Raw genomic sequence first — 18,539 nt, 5'->3', positions numbered from 1 at the left:
AATTCCTCCTAAAATGAAAAATGAAAATTTGATAGCAAGCTAAATAAAAAGAAGTTAATTAAGAGAACTAGAAACGCAGCGGTATTATAAATTGCTATCGTCTTCCCTTTGTAGCCACCTACCAATCGCAAGATTAAATATAAAATATACACAGCTAACACAAGTATAGACCCTATTGTTTTGAGATCAAACCAATAAAACTCCGCACGGGAAGAATATGCCCATACGACACCCAGAATAATCCCTATTAAAAGTAAAGGTACTCCTATTGTTATTGCCCAAAAAGAAAAGGTATCCAATCTATTCAAATCACCAAATCTCCACATCCACTTAAATCCTTTTTTCTTCTTGAGCAACTTATATTGAACTAAGTACATAACAGAAATTAAGAAGGATACAGTGAAAAAGCCATAAGACACGATTGCTAATGTAATATGGCTCACTAAGATTTCATGCACCAATTGGACGCCATTAGCTTTCATGTCATTTTGTGCAACTGTAGAGATATGAAATAACAAAATAAAAAAGCCAAATAAATTAGTAAAAAAAGCGATGAAATGAATCGTAAAAAGCTTGTTAATGATTAAGGATATTGTAACAAGTACCCAGGCATAAAAAAACAGGCCGTCATTTAATGTGATTACAGGAAAATTCCTTTCTATCACTACTTCAAGCAATAAAAAAAGGGTTTGAATAACCCAAACCATACTAAGTAACCAGAAAGCAATCCGATTTGCTCTCCGGTTATCTTGGATAAAATCAAGGAAGTAACTAACCAAACTTAAGCCATAAATAATTAAAATAAATTCATAAACCCATTTTAATTCAAACATAGTTAGAATCCTTTCACCTTAAAAAGTAGTTAATGGACTAATATTCGGAAAGGATACTTCTTTCTCGTTGTTTTTTTCATTATTATTCTTTTTTTAACTACTTGTTTTGCTAACTCTTCTTTCACTTCTTCTTCAATACCAAAAATATTGACAAACAGTGCTAATGCTTCATCGGCATCTTTACTATCCGCTAGTTCCTTTGCTTGAGTAACCGGCTCTTTAAGAAGCTGATTTATAATACTTTTCGTATGTTTATTCAATACCTTTTTCTCTCTTACTGTTAGATCAGGGATCTTTCTTTCAATGCTTTTCATCGTTTCAGCTTGAATAGAAAGAGCCTTTTGGCGCAGAGCGGAAATAACCGGAACAACTCCTAAGGTTTTTAGCCACTCTTTAAATAAAACAATTTCTTCTTCAACTTGAATTTCAATTTGCTCAGCAGCCGCTTTTCTTGCTTGAAGATTTTCATCCACAATATGTTGTAAATCATCAATATCATACAAGAATACGTTCTCAAGCTCTCCAATTCGTGGATCTAAATCTCTAGGCACAGCAATATCTACAAGAAATAAAGGATTACCCTTTCTTTTCTTTTGAATAGCTGCCAAGGACTGTTTTGTAAGGACAAGCTCTTCTGACCCCGTCGAACTAATAAGAATGTCCGCTTTCTGCAAAACAGGAAGTAAATTATCGAATTGATCTGCTTTCGCTGCGAACTTATCAGCTAATGCCTCAGCCTTTTCTAATGTACGATTAACCACCGTGATTTCAGTTGCTCCAGAACCTTGAAGATTTTTAGCAGCCAACTCCCCCATCTTGCCAGCACCAAGAATAACAACATGCTTATTCGAAAGGTCCCCAAAAATCTTTTTTGCAAGTTCTACAGCAGCATAACTCACGGATACTGCATTTTCACCAATTGTTGTTTCTTTTTGCATTCGTTTTCCAAAGGTGATGGCTTGCTTAAATAATTGGTTAAAGATAGTCCCTGTTGTTTTTGTATCTTGCGCAGTAAAAAAGGCTTGTCTTACTTGTCCGAGTATCTGGGTTTCCCCTATAATCATGGAATCAAGTCCTGATGTAACACGAAATAAATGCTCTAATGCTCCGTCATTTTCAGCAATACGAAGATATGAGGTAAATGCTTCTTTTTCTAATTGAAACCAGTCAGCTAAAAATTGTTTAATATAATAACGACCAGTATGAAGTTGATCTACAACGGCATAAATCTCTGTTCGATTACATGTTGAGACGATTACATTTTCCAAAATACTCTTCTGCTGCTTTAAATTATTTAAGGCATCAGGAAGTGTATGCTCGGCAAATGTTAGTTTTTCCCTGACTTCCACAGGAGCTGATTTATAATTGAATCCTACTTTTATGATATGCACATGATCTACCCCCAACTAAACGCTAGTCTACATAGACAAACGCACAGCGAAAATGATTAATGTTTACACTATTATTATATCCCACTAATATAAAATAAATCTCAGTCGATACTTATTATAACATGGATGAATCATCAGTTTCAGCTAAAATGTGAACACATTCTGAAACTATATGTTAAGATGGTACGTAACTATATTGTAAATTGTGTAACCCGAATGTACTTTATCACATTGAAATACATATGGCAAGAAAACAAGATGGTTAAATGGGGTGAATATATGAGGAAGAATAGCTTAGCGGCTTATATCATCATTGGCATTGGTATTTACTTTTTGCTAAAAGAATTGCGATTACCTATTATCACCAATTTTTATTCATGGCAGACACTACTTATTATTATTGGATTAGCTTTTCTTATACATAGTTACACAACAAAGCAACATCAAAATTTATTTGTTGGAACAATTTTGCTTGGTTTTGGTATTCATTTTCACGGAGTACAAAATTATTCTTTTTGGATCGATCATTGGGGTGTTTATTTATTAATAATAGGAATCGCCTTTCTTATTAAATTCACGCAAACAAAAGAAGGGTTATTTCCTGGATTATTACTCATTAGTATAGCTCTAGTATTCATATTTTCTGTTCAATTACCGGAATGGCTGACATGGGTCTATGTATTAATTGATTATGGGGAAAGATTTTGGCCGATTATCCTTATTATTCTCGGAATCTATTTATTAAAGAGAAAGAAGTAGATTCTTTTAACATAATAAGGCAAAAATCCTATCTAAAAAAGAACCCCTTCAGGACGAGGTTCTTTTTTAGAATAGTTGAATGCTATAGTACGGAGCTTATAAAGGATCGAGTTCGCTCTTCTCTTGGTTGATCAAATATTTCGTTCGGGTGACCATATTCAATGATCCTTCCATCATGCATATATACAACCCAATCACCTACTTCTCGTGCAAACCCCATTTCGTGTGTGACTACTACCATTGTCATTCCTTCTTCAGCAAGTTCCTTCATTGTAGAAAGAACTTCACCGACCAACTCTGGATCCAAAGCAGATGTCGGCTCATCAAACAACATAACTTCCGGTTTCATTGCAAGGGCACGAGCAATAGCTACTCGTTGTTTTTGTCCGCCAGATAAAGTAGAAGGATAAACATCATATTTATCTTCCAAACCTACTTTATCCAATAGTTTTTTCCCTTCCTTTATAGCATTTGCTTTATTCTCTCCTTTCACATGAATAGGAGCTTCAATTACGTTACCGAGAACAGTTTTATGTGGAAAAAGATTGAAGTGCTGAAACACCATGCCCACCCGTTGTCTAATATCATTTAAATCATGGGTACTTTTGTTGATTTTCTCTCCATCCAGAAAAATTTCTCCACCATTTTTCATTTCCAAAAAATTCAAGCAACGGAGTAATGTACTTTTCCCTGAACCACTAGCCCCAATTAATACGACAACCTCACTTTCCATAACTGTCAAATCAATATCCTTTAATACGTGCAAATCACCAAATGACTTATTTAATTGATCTACACGAATAATTTCCTTTTTATTATCCATTGTGCTCTTCCCCCCTTTTAATCACTTACTGCCAATCTTTTTTCAATTCTGTTAACCAATACGGTTAATACTAATACAATGAATAAATAATATACTGCAACTGTAAAGAAGTATGATAAGTAATCAAAACTATTTGACCCCATCGTACTTGCTACTCCAAATAAATCCTGCATCCCGATAAAGGAAACTAAGGAAGAATCCTTTATGCCTATAATAAACTGATTACCTAGAGATGGGACTGCTCTTCTAAATGCTTGCGGAAGGATGATTCTTCGCATAGTTAAACTTGTACTCATTCCAAGCGATCTCCCTGCTTCCCTCTGTCCTTTTTCAATTGACTGAATTGCACCTCGAATTATTTCAGCTATATATGCCCCACTATGAAAAGCAAGTCCAGCTACTCCTGCCCAAAACATTGGTATTAATAATATGTCTGTTAAACCATAAAACAGGATAAAAATTTGAACGATTAAGGGTGTGCCTCTAACAATCCAAATGTAAGCATCAGCAATCCATTCAAGAATCCTAATATTCGATATTTTTAATACTGCAAAAAACAAACCTATAAAAAAAGCTATGACCAAAGAGGCTAGTGATAATTTGAAGGTTATCCATAATCCATCAAGGAAAACATCATAACTATTTATAAACACATCAAAAAAATGCATAATTGCTGCCAAACTTATCCACTCCCTTATATCCATATAAACACAAACGTGCGCATATACTGCGCACGTTACAGACAAGTAGATTATTCTTCTATCTCCTCTGGTTTCTCAGTAATATCTACGCCCACCCATTTTCCGCTAATGCTGCCAAGTCGCCACTTTCTTTCAATTCTTTAAGTGCATTATTTATATCCTCAAGTAGTTTTTGGTCATCTTTAGCTACAGCTACAGCTTGTTCACTAACACCTAACTGACCGCGATTTTCAATATCTAAACCATTCTCAATTGCTGTTTTTCCAGTAATATCATCTGTTATTACTGCATCATGATGTCCTTTTGCCAATGATTGCAGTGCAACTACATCACTGTCTACCTGTGGTATATTATCTGTATATTCTTGAGCCATTTCCACATATGTAGAACCCCGTGACACGGAGATTTCTTTTCCTTTTAGATCATTAGCTTTTTCAATATCACTATCAGTCCTTGTATAAATAACCGGCCCTGAATAATAATAAGGGTCCGAAAAGTTCACTTGCTCTAATCTTTCGTCGGTAATTGTATGACTTGCGACCGCGATATCATAACGACCTTGGTTAACACCTGTAACAATCCCTGAAAATTTAGCTTTTTGTTGCACAGCTTCCAATCCAAGTTTTTCAGCGATAGCTTCAGCCACTGCAATGTCGTAACCTACCATTTTGCTTCCTTCCATATAACTAAAAGGTTTGAATTCTCCGGAAGCAGCAAAAGTCAATTTTCCTTTCTCCACGAGATTGTAGTTATCTTCTTTTCCGTTCTGAGCTGAGGAAGTATCTGTTTCTGTTTCATTTTCAGCACCACAGGCTGCCAACATTAGAGTAATTATAACTAATATTAACGCAATATTCAGTCTTTTCATTCGCCAAAATTCCTTTCACTAGGTATTTTTTCTCTTTCGCTAAACTGTACTATTAAGTATACAAGCAGTGGGAAAAAGAACCAAGTGCCTGAAAATTTGATATAAGCCCATATACTCCCATATATACTAGCATAGCGATAATAACTCCATCCACCTTACATATACCCCAAAATGCTAAAATATAATACTGAACAATTAAACTTTTTTGAATTTTACCCAAAATTGACTGTCTGTAGTTTAAAAATTTTGCTATATTGCAACTGATAGGCGGACAAGGTTATCTCTGTTATTTATAGTTGGAGTAAACTGCTCATTAGAGAAAAACTTATTTCTCAGTTAATATAAAATAGCTAAATAACACCGCTACGGAAAAACACTGCGCTTTTCGGGGGCGGCTGATGCCATGCCGGGCGGCAAAGAAGACACTGCGAGATAAAGAGGAGCACGATGTTGCACTTGTACCCGGGGATGTGAAAGCGTCCGCCTGAAACGCAAATCAATGGGGGCTTCCTCTGTAAAATGAATTACTCCATTCTCCACAAATTACGTAATAGTTTATCTGTTTTGCGAATCATGGGATAATGACTACCTACATATTAAAACCATCCATTTAAATAATTATAAATAAAAAAGCTATCGAAGTTTTTGTTTATTCTTCGATAGCAATAATATTAAATAAATTTCTTTAGAAGATTCCATGCTTCTTCTTTTCCGTATCCTTTTTCTGCCGAGAATGGCAATAGATAATCATCTGCTTCCATTTCTAATGTTTCTTTTGTTCTCTTTAAATGGGCATCTATTTTATTCTTTGGAACCTTATCCAATTTTGTTGCAACCACAATGACTGGAAGCTGATAATACTTTAGAAAATCATACATTTGGATATCATCTGAAGTTGGCTCATGTCTTACATCAGTAATGAGGATCACAGCATTTAAAGTATCCCTTGTCTGAAAATACTCTTCCATCATCTTGCCCCATTTTTCTCTCTCTTTCTTTGAAACCTTTGCGTAACCATATCCGGGAACATCAACAAAGTAAAATGCATTATTTAATTTATAAAAATTAAGAGTTTGTGTTTTCCCAGGTTTTGAAGAAGTTCTCGCTAAATTTTTCCGGTTTATTATGGTATTAATAAAGGATGATTTACCCACATTAGAACGACCTGCCAAAGCAATTTCCGGTAACTGATCATTTGGATATTGTTTTTGACTAACCGCACTAATTACAATTTCAGCATTAGTTATTTTCATTGTTCTCCCCCACTAAAGCGTGTTCCAATACTTGATCCAAGTGACTAACAGGTATAAAAGTTAGATCTTTACGGACACTTTCAGGTATGTCCTCGATATCTTTTTCGTTTTCTTGCGGAATAATAATTGTTCTAATTCCAGCTCTATGAGCACTTAACGATTTCTCTTTTAACCCGCCTATTGGCAATACCCTGCCCCTTAGTGTAATTTCTCCTGTCATGCCTACTTCTTTCTTTACAGCTCTTCCTGTAAGAGAAGAAACCAGCGCAGTTGCCATCGTTATCCCAGCTGATGGACCGTCTTTTGGCGTAGCCCCTTCAGGAACATGGATATGAATATCAAATTTCTGATGGAAATCACGGTCAATATTTAATTCTTCTGCTCTTGATCTAATATAACTAAACGCCGCTTGAGCAGATTCTTGCATCACTTCACCTAATTTTCCTGTTAAGGTTAATTTACCTTTTCCTGGGTAATGTGATACTTCGATAGAAAGCGTATCTCCCCCAGCAGAAGTATAAGCAAGTCCAGTAGCAGTACCTACCTGATCTTCTTTTTCCATTAATCCATATCTGTAAACTGGTTTTCCGAGCAACTCTTCCAAGCTGTTTTCCGTAATAATAACTCTTTTCTTTTCATTCGAAATAATAATTTTAGCAGCTTTTCTACACAACGCTGCTAGTTGTCTTTCTAAATTACGAACTCCTGCTTCTCTAGTGTACTTACGGATCAGTTTCAATAATGCTTCGTCTCTTACTTGTAGATTGGCTTTCTTTAACCCATTTTCTTTCAGTTGCTTAGGTAGTAAATGCTCCTTCGCAATGTGCAGTTTTTCCACCTCTGTATAACCAGCGATAGAAATAAGTTCCATACGATCAAGAAGTGGACCGGGTATATTATTTACATAGTTAGCCGTTGCAATAAAAAGAACATTTGATAAATCATATGTTTCTTCGATGAAGTGATCACTAAAGCTATTATTTTGTTCAGGGTCTAAAACTTCCAGCATAGCTGATGAAGGGTCTCCTCTAAAGTCATTTGACATTTTATCAAGCTCGTCCAATAGAAAGACTGGATTGATTGTTTTAGCTTTTTTCATACCCTGGATAATCCGCCCAGGCATTGCTCCAATATAAGTTCTTCTATGTCCCCTGATTTCAGCTTCATCTCGTACTCCACCTAAGGAAATACGTACAAAATTCCGGTTAATAGATCTTGCAATTGACTTGGCTAACGAAGTTTTACCAACCCCAGGAGGTCCCACTAGGCAAAGAATAGGTCCCTTTATTGAATTTGTCAATTTTTGTACAGCAAGGTATTCTAGAATACGTTCTTTTACTTTTTCTAAGCCATAATGATCGTGATTCAAAATACCCTCTGCACGTTGAATATCAATAGTATCTTCCGTAGCGTTTGTCCATGGTAATTGTAATAGCCAATCTAAATAATTTCTAATTACAGAACTTTCGGCAGAACTTTGAGGTACTTTTTCAAAACGACCTAGTTCCTTGGTGGCTACATGCCTAATATGTTCAGGCATATCAGACTGCTCTATCTTTTCCCTAAGTTCATTTACCTCACCGCTTTTACCATCTTTCTCCCCAAGTTCTTGTTGAATAGCTTTCAACTGTTCCCGTAGATAATACTCTTTTTGAGTCTTCTCCATTGAAGTTTTTACGCGTGCCCCTATCTTTTTCTCTAAATCGATTACTTTTTTCTCATTAGAGATTAATTTCACAAGTCTTTGTAGTCTTTTACGAACATTAGTCATTTCCAATAGTTCTTGTTTCTCGTTAATTCGTAAAGTCAAATGGGAGGTTATAATATCAGCAAGTCTTCCAGGTTCTTCAATATCTGCTACAGTAGAATAAATGTCTTTCGTTACCTTACGAGATATTTTTGTGTATTGCTCAAATTGCTCTAGTAAAGATCGCATTAATGCTTCTTCTTCATTTTCATTTTCATGCACTTCTTCAAGTTTCACAAATTCAACCATGAATTCATCATTATCTTCAATAAACCGCTCGATTTCCGCTCGATATAACCCTTCCACTAAAACCCTGATTGTGCCATTGGGGAGCTTAAGCATTTGATTAACTTTTGCTACAGTACCCACTTGAAAGATTTCATCTGGATCAGGCTCATCTATACTAACTTTCTTTTGAGCAGCCAGAAAAATGGTTTGGTCACCCATCATCGCTTTTTCCAAAGCAGCAATTGATTTATCTCGTCCTACATCCAGGTGCAACACCATGGATGGAAAGACAAGCAAACCTCGTAATGGAAGGAGGGGTAGTTGAATAGTCTCTTTTGTCATTTTTATTCCTCCAATTTTTATGTAATCTATACAGATTTTAATCGATTTTTTTTGTTCATATGTTCTTAAAGTCTAAATAATACTCTTAATGTTGTAAAGCTCAACTTCTTAAAGCAATCAATTAGCTACTTTTAGTATTCACCTTCAAAATTATACTAAACATGTAATTTAGAAACAAATCAGAACACCGATTGTAGAATTTCGGATAAAATATTCCGTTCTAAACAAAATATTTTATTACCTTTAGCATATGTATTATTTTATTATTAAACTTCCACCAAATAGAATGAGAATTTAGATCTTTCAATCCATACCTAATCATTGGACCAACTTTTATAAAAATTAATTCTGCAATGAAAAAGACTGACTACAGCCATTTCTAATTGAAACGACTAGCCAGTCTCCTTCTTTAGATTTTATAAATTAAGCACTCTCTTTTGGTAGCTTCTTATTTCCTTCTTTAACTGTACCGTCTCTAAATACCAGTTTCGGACTACCGTCTTCATCCAATACTGTATTTTTTGTAATAATACATCTCTCAATGTCTTCTCTTGAAGGCAACTCAAACATTACATCAAGCATAATGCCTTCTATAATAGAGCGAAGACCACGAGCACCGGTTTTTCTTTCTATTGCTTTTTTAGCAATCTCACGTAACGATTCTTCTTCAAATTCCAATTCAACATTATCGATTTGGAATAATTTTTCATATTGCTTGACCAAAGCATTCTTCGGCTTAGTTAGAATTTCAACCAATGCATCCTCATCTAACGGCGTCAGACTACCGATAACTGGAATTCTTCCTATAAATTCCGGTATTAAACCATAACGAAGGAGATCTTCAGGTAATACCTTCGAAAGTAATTCGCCCATTTCTAAATCTTGTTGTTTTTCGTTTGCACCAAAGCCAATAACTTTCTTTCCAAGACGGCGTTTAATTACTTGGTCAATCCCGTCGAAAGCACCGCCAACTATGAATAGAATGTTGGTTGTATCAATTTGAATGAACTCTTGATGAGGATGTTTACGACCACCTTGTGGAGGAACACTTGCAACTGTTCCCTCAAGAATTTTCAATAGCGCCTGCTGTACACCTTCGCCAGAAACATCTCGGGTAATCGATGGATTTTCTGACTTGCGTGCAACTTTATCGATCTCATCAATATAAATGATTCCTTTTTCTGCCTTTTCAACATCATAATCTGCTGCTTGAATTAATTTAAGAAGAATATTCTCTACATCTTCACCTACATAGCCTGCCTCTGTCAATGATGTTGCATCCGCCATCGCAAAAGGTACATTAATAATTCTGGCTAGGGTTTGAGCAAGTAGAGTTTTACCACTACCTGTAGGTCCAAGCATCGCAATATTACTCTTTGAAAGTTCTACATCGTCAGTTGAAGTCTTAGGGGAATTTATCCGTTTATAATGGTTATAAACCGCTACAGATAAATTCTTCTTTGCTTTATCCTGACCAATTACATAATCGTCCAGCGTTTCGCATATTTCTTTTGGTTTGGGAATTTCCTTGAGCTCGGTTTCCTCCTCAGTTCCCAATTCCTCTTCCACTATTTCAGTGCAAAGTTCAATACATTCATCGCATATATAAACGCCTGGACCGGCAACTAACTTACGAACCTGATCTTGACTTTTACCACAAAACGAGCACTTTAATTGTCCTTTTTCTTCATTAAATTTAAACAATACACTTCACCCCTAAAAGTTTAAATCTACTCCTAAACACTTATTCAGGATTCAACTTTTATAGTCATCATATCAGATCAAAAATAAAAAACAAAACAATATACTTTAAAATTGTTAATAAAACATATATTTTCCATTTCTGGTTCATCAGCTTAACTTGTATATTTCAATTTAGGCTTCTTATACTATATGACAAAAATGAATATATATACGCTTCAACTTCAATCTGACTTAATATGAAAACAAGGTGCGTTTATAGCACCTTGTTTTCATATTAACCTTATTCAACTGCAATTAAACCTTTTAGTAGAGTTATTATACAGTTTTACTGTTCTCAACTAAGAAATCAATTGCTTTTCTCATTTTAAGTTCACCTTTAAGTGCATCTGTATTTCCGCCAAGCATTTGTTTCAATTGCTCAATATCTGTTCCGTACATAGAAGCCATGTTTTCCAATTCAGCGTTCAAGTCATCTTCAGATACTTCAAGATCCTCGTTTTCCACGATTGCTTCTAAAGTAAGATTTGTTTTAACTCGTTTCTCTGCATCTTCTTTCATTTGCTCTTTTAATGCATCTACGTCTTGACCAGAGAACTGGGAGTACATTTCAAGAGTCATTCCTTGCATTTGCAGACGTTGTTCAAATTCTTTAACCATTTGATCTAACTCTGTATCTACCATTGCTTCCGGAATAACTACTTCTGCATTTTCAGATGCTTTTTCAAGAAGTGTTTCACGCTTCTGATTTTCTGCTTCTTGTTTCTTTTGTTCTTCTAGTTCTTCTTTTTTCTTCTTTTTTAGCTCATCAAGTGTTTCTACTTCTTCGTCAATATCTTTTGCGAACTCATCATCTAATTCAGGTAGTTCTTTAGATTTCACTTCATGAATTTTAACTTTAAAAGTTGCCTCTTTACCCGCAAGCTCTTCTGCATGATAGTCTTCAGGGAAAGTTAAGGTGATTTCTGTATCTTCCTCTGCTTTCTTCCCTACCAATTGTTCCTCAAATCCTGGAATGAACTGGCCGGATCCAATTTCCAAGGAATGATTTTCACCTTTTCCACCTTCGAAAGGTTCGTCACCAAGAAAACCTTCAAAGTCAATTACTACTGTGTCACCCTCTTCAACAGTACCTTCTTCTTTCACAACTAGCTCAGCATGATGCTCACGTTGATGCTCTATTTCCTTTTCTACATCTTCATCTGTTACTTCAACAGACTGTTCCTCTACTTCAAGGCCTTTGTATTCACCAAGCTTAACTTCTGGTTTAACAGTTACTTTAGCAGTGAAAACTAAAGGCTTTCCTTGTTCAATTGTTTCAATATCCACTTCTGGTTGTGCTACAGGCTCTATATTTGTCTCTTCGATAGCTTTCATGTAAGCATCTGGCAGTACAATATCTACAGCATCCTGATATAAAGATTCTACACCAAAACGGTTTTCAAAAATCTTACGAGGAATTTTCCCTTTACGGAAGCCGGGAATTTGCACATCTTTGGATACCTTTTTGAATGCTTGATCCAAAGCTTTATCAAATTCCTCCGGTGATACTTCAATTGTTAAGACTCCTTCATTTCCTTCTTGCTTTTCCCATTTTGCTGACATAAGTTTCCCTCCAAAATCTATTGTTTCATACATTTTTAACGTCCGTTACTATAAACAAAACATAGTTTAAATTTACAACCATCTTATTATAACATAATTAATATGCCTTTCAAGCATTTCTATTTAATCCACTCATTCTTCAATAACACTTAGATAGAGTGCTTCAAAAAATTTAATTTCTTCTATATATTTATTTACTCTATCATTTTTATCTGTTTCTAACAAATTATGTATACTAACATACTCCTTGCCAATCATTATTATGGCATTAGCTATATGCTCTATATCTTCGGGAGGAGGTGATAGCGGATAACGAACATAAGCATATCGATACAGTAGCTTATTTATCAACTGAAACATAGATGGATTTTGTTGTTCCAGATCACGTAATAGAAGAACAATTTCTTTAATAAAAACTTGCTCCATCATTTGCTCTGTATCCATAGGAACAACATTCACCGTATGTCCCAATTTGTTTATAGTAACAGCCGTTTCAAGCTCACTTTGCTGAAGCCAACAAAACAAGGCTGTTTTATTTACCGGATGTATTTCTTCATCGGCCAGATAAATAATCACTTTTTCGGATGGTTGCATATCTATATTACGTAATTTATCTATTATTCTCCACTGTTCTGCATGATTTTTATGAACTACTGCTTGTTCAAGTTCATTCATATATGTAGTTGATCTATCAATTGTTACATCTAGCTGCATCTTTTTACTCATATTGTAAAGCTGGTCAAATTGCTCTTTCATTTCGATCGGAGTTTTCCCAGAGGCATATTCATCCTCCACTTGCTCCATAAGTAATTGATATTGATTCGTTTGAAATAACAGTGTTAAATATACATGAAGATAGTGATAGTAATGCTGGTCTCTATTTTGTAATAAACCTTCACATATTTCTTGTGCCTCATTCTCTCTACCTAATTCCATAAGACAAATCAACTTTCCTACCATAACCTCATGACTATCTACCTGGTAGCTTATTAATTCATCAAGCTTGGTTAATGCTTCTTTATACCTTTTTTCCTTTAGTGCCTGAAGACTTTCTTCCTCTAAAACACTTTTCCACTTAGGAAAAAGAATTACGTTACTTGAATGGTGCTGCATTATTTCCCTCCTTTCTTTTCCATGATGTAGTAATAGTATTTATGTATTTCTATTTCATATACATTCCCCTTCACCATTGGATCTAAACAAACTAGGAAGGAGAGTTATAGTGAAAAAAGGAGAAACCAACAAGTAGGTTTCTCCTTGGTGACGTCTCAAGGCGGACATATATAAAAGGTAGAAGCTCGTCTAAACGATTGGATCGTCATCAGCTTTTGTAAAATATATGTAAAAAGATTATAACATAGCTCTCAAAAATTTCATTAGAGATATACTCTTTTATGTTAACATTAAATGGGAACTTTTCAAGGAATAATTACATCTTGTTTTTTAGGAGCAGTTCGTTAGTCTTATTTGGTCTTATTAAGACAAAAAAATATAGAGGATCTGTTGGTAGTTTTATATCATCTTTCCTTAACTCTTATTTTAATTTATCTTCCCTTGCATAAATTTTAAGCTAAGTCATATCATAAAATAGAGGTGAAAGACAAATAGAAAATTTTCAATATATTTGCCAACAATATGCACAAATCGTTAACGGCAAGCCCAAAATAAAAGATGGTTCTATTGAAAATCCCATCACATTTGCTCAAAAATTTGCAAATGCGTTTAGTGTACTGAAAGAAAAATAGCCTCTATTTAAAGAGGTGCCCTCTCTATTTTATTATTCCACTTCAAATACTTTTCAATCTTATTAATCGTAACCGTTACTGGTTTTTAACTGTCCGTCAATTATCTTCAATAAAATGATGGTGTAATTTCTTGTGTAAAATTTGTGTAAAAACTTTACACAAACGACCTTATTTAAAATTAATCCTACAAATAAAAGATCACTTACAAACACTGATATTTCAATGTTCATAAGTGATCCTCTGTGTCTTTATCTTACTCTGAATTGTTTTAATGACGTCCCAGGCAGGATTCGAACCTGCGACCCACAGCTTAGAAGGCTGTTGCTCTATCCAGCTGAGCTACTGGGACAAAAAGTTATGTATGGAGCGGGTGAAGGGAATCGAACCTCATCATCAGCTTGGAAGGCTGAGGTTTTACCACTAAACTACACCCGCAAATAGAAAAAATTAAAATGAACTTTTTTAACGGACAAGAATCATTATATGTTTTATTTAAAGATTTGTCAACACATTAAATAACTTTTTTTAAAAACTTATCAATCCCTCCCATAAGAGACTGATAAGCTTTTTTATTTTAAAAAGATGCATTATAAAATAATTCGGTTATAGGTTCTCCGCTCTCTTCATAAAAAGAGACGGTAATATTAGAAGATGTTTCCCACTCCATTATTGCATAAGTAGCTTCTTTACGTCCTCTCGGTAAGCGGATGCTTCCCGGATTAATGAACAGCTGACTCCCCACTTGTTCAGCACCTGCAATATGAGTATGACCAAAGCAAATAACCTGGGCACCTAGTTCTTTAGCTCGATAACCAAGAGTTAATAAATTTGATTTGACTTGGTGCAGGTGACCATGCACAACACAAAAGGTTACTCCGTTTATTGTTAACGTTTGTTCCGTTGGATATCGATTATCAAAGTCGCAATTCCCTCCAACAACATAAAACTGATCTAATTCATCAGCATCAGCGTCTAATTCCGAATCTCCACAATGGATCATATAATCTGCGTTTTCCCTGTCTCTGACCGATAAAATTTCACTAGTAAGTCCATGGCTGTCACTAATGATTAACACGCGTGTCATATATATACCTACCTTTTTAGATGTTCTTATATATTTTTTATCCAGTCTTCCAATTGATTAATCGCATTCCTACGATGGCTAATTTCATTTTTTTGTTGTGCAGAAAGTTCAGCCATCGTTTTATTATAGCCTTGAGGAATAAATATCGGATCATATCCGAAACCGTGTGCTCCTCGAGGAGAAAAGGCTATTTCTCCTTCACAATATCCTTCGCGAAACACTGTTGCCTCTCCCGGAATTGCTATAGCCAGAACACACACAAATCTAGCCTTTCTTTTGTTTTTTGGCACATCTTGTAATTCTTTCAATACTTTATTCATATTAGCCTGGTCGTTTTTAGGTTCACCCGCATACCTAGCCGAGTAGATACCAGGCTCTCCATTTAGCGCATCAATGACCAAACCAGAGTCGTCGGCCAAAACAGGAATGGAAAGCATTGTAGAAATCTCTTCTGCCTTCAGTGCGGCATTTTCCTTGAAGGTAATGCCTGTTTCTTCCACATCTGGCATCACTTCTTGAAAATCTAACAGCGATTTTATGCTTATACCATACTTCCCAAAAAAACTTTTAAACTCCTCTGCTTTCCCTTTATTCTTTGTCGCAATAATTATTTCCTTCATGTTTTCACCCTTATTTCGTTTCTCCAATTCTATCGGACAAGTCACCAAGCGTATTGCGTTGAATTTGAAAAATTTCTTGCAGTCCATCATTTGCTAGCTTCAACATTCTCATTAACTGAGCATTGGTGAATGTTGATTCTTCTCCAGTACCTTGTATTTCCACAAACTCTCCTGTTCCAGTCATGACAACATTCATATCAACTTGTGCTTCAGAGTCTTCTAAATAGTTGAGATCCAGTATTTCCGTTCCATTAGATAAGACACCAACCGATGTTGCACCAAGAAAGTCTTTCACAGGCATTTTACTAATGGTACCTTTATTAAGCAATTCACCAAATGCCAGCACCACTGCAACAAATGCACCGGTAATGGACGCAGTACGTGTACCACCATCAGCTTGAATTACGTCACAATCCACCCAAACAGTACGTTCCCCAATTTTCTCCAGGTCAACAACAGAGCGTAAAGCTCTTCCTATTAATCGTTGTATTTCCATGGTTCGGCCGCTTACTTTTCCTTTTGAGGACTCCCTAATATTCCTTTGTTCTGTGGCTCGGGGAAGCATTGCATATTCCGCAGTGATCCACCCTTTCCCCTGCCCACGCATAAATGGAGGAACTCTATCTTCAATACTTGCATTACATATGACTTTTGTATTTCCTACCTCAATTAGTACAGAGCCTTCAGGATGGTTTATATACTCTGTTGTTATCTTAATAGCACGTAAATTATCTGAATTTCTTTGATCGTTTCTCATTTAAATTCCTCCTTGTTTCATCAATTAGCTTAACATATTTTTCCGTAAATCAACATGTTAATACATAATCGGGAACACAATTAGTTAGTGTAGGCCTCAGAAATTGAAAGTCTGTATAGGGTCGATTAACTGAACCCATTTATAAATCAAAAGTAACAGCCACATGAAAGCACACAGGATAATATAGGCTATTTTTAAGAAAGAAGAAAAAGAAGAGGCTTATAAAAGCCCCTCCTTCCTAAAGTTTTTCATTAGGCATAAAAGTTTGTTTTGTTACAGGTTTGCTATAGGCTTCTCCGTTCTCGTTAACTATTTTTTCAATTCCCTCTACACTTACTTTCACGGCATCGATTGATTGCTGTTCCGTAAGAGTACGAACTAAAGTTTCCATAACCTCATCTGAGATCATTGACTTCTCTTGATCTTTTAGTATATCTTTACTAAACTCTATTTCTAACACGCCATCCTCTAATTTAGGTGCTTTTGTAATTAATGTCTTCGCATTAAATACGTGCTTTACGTTTGTATTAAATCCAGGTCCTTCAAGTAGTGCCTGGACAATAGATTGGTACGTATTTTCACTATCTGTTTCAATATATTGAGTTACTGGTACATAGTAGCGGTTTTCATTATGCTGGGTTGGATAATACATTGTTACTGGTTTACTTCCAATCAAGTCAAGTGTGTCTGTATCTGTTATGTTAATCCCATTAGCCTTGGAATAACCCTCATTGATCGGAGTCCCGTTTACAGGCATTTCACTTAATGGGTAACCATTTACCCTAAGTTGTATCTTATCCACGTTATCAAACTGAGTTAGCGTATGTGTCATCGATTCAAGTATTTTTAATTCCTCTTCTGCTTTATAGTTCTCAAATTCTTTCGAAACATCTACAACCATGGTGCCGTCTTCCTGTAAATCCAATCCTAATATTTCTGTACCTTCTGGCAGGACTGCCTGAAACCCATTTGGCAAAACAGACGTAACAGGTCCACCTTTCACTAAGTACTCTAACACCTGACTAGCTACTTCATTTGTTTCTGGTTTAGGTAATTCTACTGTTTGAGCTGCAACCATTCCGTTCGCATCAATTAAATATAATTGGCGAGCAACCATTTCGGCTGGAGCTTCCTCTCCACTTGCTTCCTTATTTTCCTTAGCTTCACTTTCTTGTTCAGGGTTTTCCAGTTTATCAACTTCCTCAGCATTTTTTGGTGGATCCATTTCCTCTAAAGACTGTTCTCCCTGAAAACATCCTGTCAATATAATCGAAAGCGTTACAGCACCTGTTACAATTAAACCGCGCTTCAGCATGTCTCTACCCCCTATGATGGTTTGTACTACTATATATACGAGCTATGCATTAAAATAGACCATTCAACTTAAAATTTATTTAAAAAAACATAAGAAAAATAAGTAGGCTCCCTTTGCCTTAACATATGAATGGAGATGGACTGAAATATTCGCTATTTAAATTAAGGTGGCTTTCAATGGGTGCTCTTCCATATTTAAGAAGATAAAGACAAAGGAAGTTTATAGAACATGTATTTAAAAATACTTTGTGTTGAAATGGCTGGATTAACACATGGTTCAATTGGTTAGCCGGAACTGTATATTACTAGTTTTCTAAAGGTAGTTGCATTTCTACGCAGTTGGAGTAAACTGCGACGTAGTGAAAACTTATTTCCCAATTAATATAAAATAGCTAAATAACACCGCTACGGAAAAATACTACGCATTCCGGGGTCTCACCTATGCCTCATCTCCCGCAGGAGTCTCCGTATTTTTCCTTCGCTACTATTTACTATTATACCTAGGAAGAAAAATTGCGTCTGCATACCCCTTAATATGCTGTGTACGAATTGATTGGAGTGGAGGGCGGCGACTCCTGCCGGAATAGCATGAGGCGAAGACCCTGGACGGAGCGTAGCGGAGGAAGCGGCTGAGGCCATGCCGGCGGAAAGCGTCCGCCTGAAACGCAAATCAATGGGTGCTTCCTTTGCAAATTGAATTACTCCATTTGCCACAAGATACGACGTAGTATATCTATTTTGCGAATTTGTTAAAAAAACACCATTTAC

14 protein-coding genes, 2 tRNA genes and 1 pseudogene are annotated in these 18,539 nt (G+C 35.7%); 1 reads left to right on the top strand and 16 read right to left on the bottom strand.

The features are described from left to right. Window positions 1-8: 8 nt before the first annotated feature. Window positions 9-833: a cytochrome c biogenesis protein gene (locus JCM12304_RS01425; protein WP_019376790.1), complete on the bottom strand. Its 825-nt coding sequence runs from the start codon at window positions 831-833 to the stop codon at window positions 9-11. Between the two features lie 29 nt (window positions 834-862). Next, the gene (gene hemA, locus JCM12304_RS01420; RefSeq protein ID WP_060678345.1) at window positions 863-2,224 is read right to left on the bottom strand and encodes a glutamyl-tRNA reductase; all 1,362 of its coding nucleotides are present in this window, start codon (window positions 2,222-2,224) and stop codon (window positions 863-865) included. A gap of 279 nt (window positions 2,225-2,503) precedes the next feature. Between hemA and JCM12304_RS01415 the strand changes: the two genes are divergently transcribed. Continuing rightward, window positions 2,504-2,983 (top strand): LiaI-LiaF-like domain-containing protein, encoded by a 480-nt coding sequence (locus tag JCM12304_RS01415; protein WP_019376788.1) that lies wholly within the window; start codon window positions 2,504-2,506, stop codon window positions 2,981-2,983. Window positions 2,984-3,065: 82 nt separating this feature from the next. On the opposite strand, the gene JCM12304_RS01410 is transcribed toward JCM12304_RS01415, so the two are convergent. From JCM12304_RS01410 to JCM12304_RS01345, 14 genes and pseudogenes are all read right to left on the bottom strand, one after another. Next, window positions 3,066-3,806, bottom strand: coding sequence for an amino acid ABC transporter ATP-binding protein (locus JCM12304_RS01410; protein WP_060678344.1), 741 nt, complete (start codon window positions 3,804-3,806; stop codon window positions 3,066-3,068). A gap of 17 nt (window positions 3,807-3,823) precedes the next feature. Next, window positions 3,824-4,474: an amino acid ABC transporter permease gene (locus tag JCM12304_RS01405; RefSeq protein ID WP_026041359.1), complete on the bottom strand. Its 651-nt coding sequence runs from the start codon at window positions 4,472-4,474 to the stop codon at window positions 3,824-3,826. Window positions 4,475-4,557: 83 nt separating this feature from the next. Next, window positions 4,558-5,375, bottom strand: a pseudogene (locus JCM12304_RS01400) (transporter substrate-binding domain-containing protein). A 671-nt stretch (window positions 5,376-6,046) separates the two neighbouring features. Continuing rightward, entirely contained in the window at window positions 6,047-6,628 is a 582-nt protein-coding gene (yihA, locus tag JCM12304_RS01395) for a ribosome biogenesis GTP-binding protein YihA/YsxC (protein WP_019376783.1), read from the bottom strand. After that, complete coding sequence (gene lon / locus JCM12304_RS01390) at window positions 6,615-8,945, bottom strand: endopeptidase La (protein WP_060678343.1); 2,331 nt, start codon at window positions 8,943-8,945, stop codon at window positions 6,615-6,617. Before lon ends, yihA begins: the two co-directional genes overlap by 14 nt. Before the next feature lie 423 nt (window positions 8,946-9,368). Further along, on the bottom strand, window positions 9,369-10,649 hold the full coding sequence (gene clpX / locus JCM12304_RS01385; protein WP_019376781.1) for an ATP-dependent protease ATP-binding subunit ClpX: 1,281 nt from the start codon (window positions 10,647-10,649) through the stop codon (window positions 9,369-9,371). A gap of 315 nt (window positions 10,650-10,964) precedes the next feature. Beyond that, the gene (gene tig / locus JCM12304_RS01380) at window positions 10,965-12,251 is read right to left on the bottom strand and encodes a trigger factor (RefSeq protein WP_060678342.1); all 1,287 of its coding nucleotides are present in this window, start codon (window positions 12,249-12,251) and stop codon (window positions 10,965-10,967) included. 132 nt (window positions 12,252-12,383) lie between these two features. Next, entirely contained in the window at window positions 12,384-13,364 is a 981-nt protein-coding gene (locus JCM12304_RS01375; RefSeq protein ID WP_060678341.1) for a tetratricopeptide repeat protein, read from the bottom strand. A 907-nt stretch (window positions 13,365-14,271) separates the two neighbouring features. Beyond that, window positions 14,272-14,345, bottom strand: a tRNA-Arg gene (locus JCM12304_RS01370). Window positions 14,346-14,358: 13 nt separating this feature from the next. Further along, window positions 14,359-14,431: transfer RNA gene (locus JCM12304_RS01365), tRNA-Gly, on the bottom strand. Window positions 14,432-14,570: 139 nt separating this feature from the next. After that, window positions 14,571-15,080, bottom strand: coding sequence for a metallophosphoesterase (locus JCM12304_RS01360; protein WP_060678340.1), 510 nt, complete (start codon window positions 15,078-15,080; stop codon window positions 14,571-14,573). A 26-nt stretch (window positions 15,081-15,106) separates the two neighbouring features. Further along, on the bottom strand, window positions 15,107-15,700 hold the full coding sequence (locus JCM12304_RS01355) for an XTP/dITP diphosphatase (protein WP_060678339.1): 594 nt from the start codon (window positions 15,698-15,700) through the stop codon (window positions 15,107-15,109). Window positions 15,701-15,710: 10 nt separating this feature from the next. Then, window positions 15,711-16,457, bottom strand: coding sequence for a ribonuclease PH (gene rph, locus JCM12304_RS01350; protein ID WP_060678338.1), 747 nt, complete (start codon window positions 16,455-16,457; stop codon window positions 15,711-15,713). Between the two features lie 238 nt (window positions 16,458-16,695). Further along, a complete protein-coding gene (locus JCM12304_RS01345) occupies window positions 16,696-17,772 on the bottom strand; it encodes a GerMN domain-containing protein (protein ID WP_060678337.1) in 1,077 nt (358 codons plus the stop codon). Between the last annotated feature and the right edge of the window lie 767 nt (window positions 17,773-18,539).

The organism is Virgibacillus halodenitrificans JCM 12304 (genome assembly GCF_001310895.1).
GTDB classification, from domain to species: domain Bacteria; phylum Bacillota; class Bacilli; order Bacillales; family Amphibacillaceae; genus Virgibacillus_Q; species Virgibacillus_Q halodenitrificans.
The sequence above is the reverse complement of the archived record's forward strand: the minus strand, read 5'-3'. Positions and strand labels throughout refer to the sequence as shown.

What these genes read in the sequence shown, in the direction of transcription:
- JCM12304_RS01425 (WP_019376790.1), bottom strand. Translation starts at nt 833, where the DNA reads ATGTTTGAATTAAAATGGGTTTATGAATTTATTTTAATTATTTATGGC.
- JCM12304_RS01415 (WP_019376788.1), top strand. Translation starts at nt 2,504, where the DNA reads ATGAGGAAGAATAGCTTAGCGGCTTATATCATCATTGGCATTGGTATT.
- JCM12304_RS01410 (WP_060678344.1), bottom strand. Translation starts at nt 3,806, where the DNA reads ATGGATAATAAAAAGGAAATTATTCGTGTAGATCAATTAAATAAGTCA.
- JCM12304_RS01405 (WP_026041359.1), bottom strand. Translation starts at nt 4,474, where the DNA reads ATGCATTTTTTTGATGTGTTTATAAATAGTTATGATGTTTTCCTTGAT.
- yihA (WP_019376783.1), bottom strand. Translation starts at nt 6,628, where the DNA reads ATGAAAATAACTAATGCTGAAATTGTAATTAGTGCGGTTAGTCAAAAA.
- lon (WP_060678343.1), bottom strand. Translation starts at nt 8,945, where the DNA reads ATGACAAAAGAGACTATTCAACTACCCCTCCTTCCATTACGAGGTTTG.
- tig (WP_060678342.1), bottom strand. Translation starts at nt 12,251, where the DNA reads ATGTCAGCAAAATGGGAAAAGCAAGAAGGAAATGAAGGAGTCTTAACA.
- JCM12304_RS01375 (WP_060678341.1), bottom strand. Translation starts at nt 13,364, where the DNA reads ATGCAGCACCATTCAAGTAACGTAATTCTTTTTCCTAAGTGGAAAAGT.
- JCM12304_RS01360 (WP_060678340.1), bottom strand. Translation starts at nt 15,080, where the DNA reads ATGACACGCGTGTTAATCATTAGTGACAGCCATGGACTTACTAGTGAA.
- JCM12304_RS01355 (WP_060678339.1), bottom strand. Translation starts at nt 15,700, where the DNA reads ATGAAGGAAATAATTATTGCGACAAAGAATAAAGGGAAAGCAGAGGAG.
- rph (WP_060678338.1), bottom strand. Translation starts at nt 16,457, where the DNA reads ATGAGAAACGATCAAAGAAATTCAGATAATTTACGTGCTATTAAGATA.
- JCM12304_RS01345 (WP_060678337.1), bottom strand. Translation starts at nt 17,772, where the DNA reads ATGCTGAAGCGCGGTTTAATTGTAACAGGTGCTGTAACGCTTTCGATT.